The organism is Pseudomonas sp. AGC41, from assembly GCF_057334555.1.
The window spans coordinates 1-3,042 of sequence record NZ_JBHFJB010000115.1; the positions used below are offsets into that span (position 1 = coordinate 1).

Consider the following 3,042-nt stretch of genomic DNA (forward strand, 5'->3'; position numbering starts at 1 on the left):
CTCGCGAAAGGGTTTCCCTGTCGACACAGGGCTCACTGCCCAAACAACACCCTCAACCCCTCCGGCGAATTGAACATCCCGTCCCCATCGTGCCCAACCCCGGGCACTTCGATCAGTCGCTGGTTCAACCCTTGCGGATGGCGCCGGCTCAGGTAGTCAAAGAAGAATTGCCCGCGTAGCAGCCGATACGCCCCTTGTGTCTGCGCTTCACAACCTTTATCCAGCGCCGGATGTTCCGGGTCGATGTCCTGTTGCCCAAGCAGATAGACGATGTCGCGCTTGATGTAGCGATCCTCGAGCTGGGCGGGTGTTTGCCCGGTGGCGTAGGCGGGCAGGTTTTCCAGGCCGTATTTCCAGCGATTGAAGCCTGGACAACTGACCGGGTCGAACGCCATGGGCCGCTGTGCGTCCAGGTAGGCATAGGACGAAGGGTTGGCGATGACGAACCGTGGGCTGATGCGATAAGGGCCATGGGCAAGCAGGGCATAACGCTGCACCACTTGGGCGCCGCCGGAGTGACCGGCGATGACGATGTCTTTCACTGCGGGAAACTGCTGGCGGTCGCTGACCCGCGCAACGATGTCGTCCAGCACCTGGAATGAGCTGAGCGGTTTCGGCCCCGTGGACAGGCCGCCCGCCATCCAGTCGTTGCCCTGCCAGCGCAGGATTTCAGCAGGCAACTGATGGCGGGCCACGTCGTGTTCGTTGAGAAACTGTGGGGCAATGATCAACGTCGTCGCCGATTGACCGGCTTGTGCCGCGGCTTTTTCAGCGCTGTGCAAGTAAGTATCGGCATTGCGCAGCCGACCATGGAGGATGATCAGCACCCGCTCGATCGAGGCCGGTGGCGGGCTGACACCGACGGCCATGGCGCCGCCCCTGATCTGCAAGCGTCCCTCGGCGATCACCTTGACGCCGTGTTCCTCGGCCTGGGCTACGGCGCAGCACAGCAGCAGCCCGATCACTGCCCGCCACTTCATCTACAGGGTTTTCGCCGCGAAGGTGTCGCACTGGCTGACCTGGCCTTGAGAAAAACCGGTCTTGAACCAGCGCACCCGTTGCGCGGAAGTGCCGTGAGTAAACGAGTCCGGCACCACGCGGCCCTGGCCTTGTTGCTGCAAGCGATCGTCGCCAATGGCGTTGGCGGCGGTCAAGGCCTCCTCGATATCCCCCGGTTCAAGCCAGTTCAGGCGCTTTTGCGCATGGTTGGCCCAGACGCCCGCCAGGCAATCGGCCTGCAGTTCCTGGCGCACCAGCAAACCACCGTCGCCTTCCATTTGCCGGCCTTGCTGGCGCGCTTCCTGGATTTTCGCCGACACGCCGAGCAGCGTCTGCACGTGGTGGCCCACCTCATGAGCGATGACGTAGGCTTGGGCAAAGTCTCCGGCGGCGGAAAAGCGCTGGGACATTTCCTTGAAGAAACTCATGTCCAGGTAAACCTGCCGGTCCGCCGGACAGTAGAAGGGGCCGGTCGCCGAGGACGCGAGGCCGCACGCCGAGTTGACCCGACCGCTGAACAGCACCAGCTTCGGTTGCTGGTATTGGCGCCCGGCCTGTTGGAAAACCTGGCCCCAGGTGTCTTCGGTATCGCCCAGGATGGAGCGCACGAATTCAGCCTGTTCGTCGTTGGCCGGTGGCGCCTGGCGCGTTTGCGAAGGAGCGGGCGCGGAAGCCTGGTCCATCTGCCCGGTCAGTTGCCCGAGAATCTGCATAGGGTCCTGGCCGGTGATCCAGCCGATGCCGACGATCAGGATAATGGCCGTCAGGCTCAAGCCCTTGCCGCCACCAAAACGCATCCCGCCGCCGCCCCCACCGTCTCCGCGGGCGTCCACCACGTTGTCACTGCGGCGACCTTTTTTCCATAACATGGGGGAAATCCTCTGAATGACCGTGCGAAGAATGGCTGCTGTGGCGAAGAGTCTAGCTTTCAGGAGCGCAAGGTGCGCGCATGCTTGAGCTTTCAGGCAACTGACAGGGATTTTGGTTCATCGGTGCGCCGATCCTGCCCGAGGGCGGAATTTTCATTACACTTCGGACCAGAACTATCGGAATCCTCGCTGGCCCAACAAGTGCATCAAGGATCACGGCCTTTACATCAAGCAACGCAGGTTTCCCTCATGACCGTCAGCACTCCGCTCTCCGGCGTCAACCAGGCATTCAAGGGCATCGTGCTTATTCTGGTCGCAACGTTCCTGTTCTCCAGTCACGACGCGTTGTCCAAATATCTCTCGGGTTTTTATCCGATCATCATGGTGGTCTGGGCGCGTTACGTGGTGCACACCTTGTTGATGGCGGGCATTTTCCTGCCGCGCTCGGGGCTGCGGGTGCTGCGGACCAAGCGTCCGTTGTGGCAACTGGCCCGGGCGTTGTGCCTGTTGGGCACCAGTCTGTTTTTCACCACGGCGCTGATGTACATCCCACTCGCCGAGGCGACTGCGGTCAACTTCCTTGCGCCCGTGCTGGTCACCGCGCTGTCGGTGCCGCTGCTGGGTGAACACGTGACGCGCGGTCAGTGGATCGCGGTGATCTTCGGATTTATCGGGGTGTTGATCATCGTTCACCCCGGTGGCGATCTGTTCACGCCGGCGGTGCTGTTGCCGTTCTGTTCGGCGCTGTTTTTCTGCTTCTACCAACTGCTCACCCGCAAGCTCGCCGAGATCGACAGCCCCACGACCAGCAACTTTTTCGCGGGGCTATGCAACACGCTGGTAATGAGCGCGTTGGTGCCGTTCTTCTGGCAGGTACCCAGCGTGACGCACGGACTGATGATGCTGGCGCTGGGCGCCTGCGGGATGACCGCGCACCTGATGCTGACCCAGGCTTTCCGCTTCGCCGCCCCGGCGTTGCTGGCGCCATTCGGGTATTGCCAGATTATCTTCGCCGGGCTGCTCGGCTGGCTGTTGTTCAGCCATACGCCGACGTTGACTACGGTAGTGGGTATCGTCCTGATCTGCTTGAGTGGGTTGGCAGCGGCATGGCAGCAGCGGCGCAAGTAAAGCTCAACCCTTTTTTGGCGAGCAGAGGCTTTTGTGGGGGGTAGCT

The 3,042-nt window shown here is 61.8% G+C and carries 3 protein-coding genes; 1 reads left to right on the forward strand and 2 read right to left on the reverse strand.

Annotated features, from left to right (window positions below):
- Positions 1 to 32: 32 nt before the first annotated feature.
- Positions 33 to 980, reverse strand: a complete 948-nt coding sequence (locus tag ACE04F_RS19155) for an alpha/beta fold hydrolase (RefSeq protein WP_486109125.1) — start codon at positions 978 to 980, stop codon at positions 33 to 35.
- Positions 981 to 1,868 carry a KPN_02809 family neutral zinc metallopeptidase gene (gene ypfJ, locus ACE04F_RS19160; protein WP_434571663.1) on the reverse strand — a complete coding sequence of 296 codons (888 nt, stop codon included), beginning with the start codon at positions 1,866 to 1,868 and terminating at the stop codon, positions 981 to 983.
- A gap of 249 nt (positions 1,869 to 2,117) precedes the next feature.
- Between ypfJ and ACE04F_RS19165 the strand changes: the two genes are divergently transcribed.
- Entirely contained in the window at positions 2,118 to 2,996 is an 879-nt protein-coding gene (locus ACE04F_RS19165) for a DMT family transporter (protein ID WP_486109128.1), read from the forward strand.
- Positions 2,997 to 3,042 lie beyond the last annotated feature (46 nt).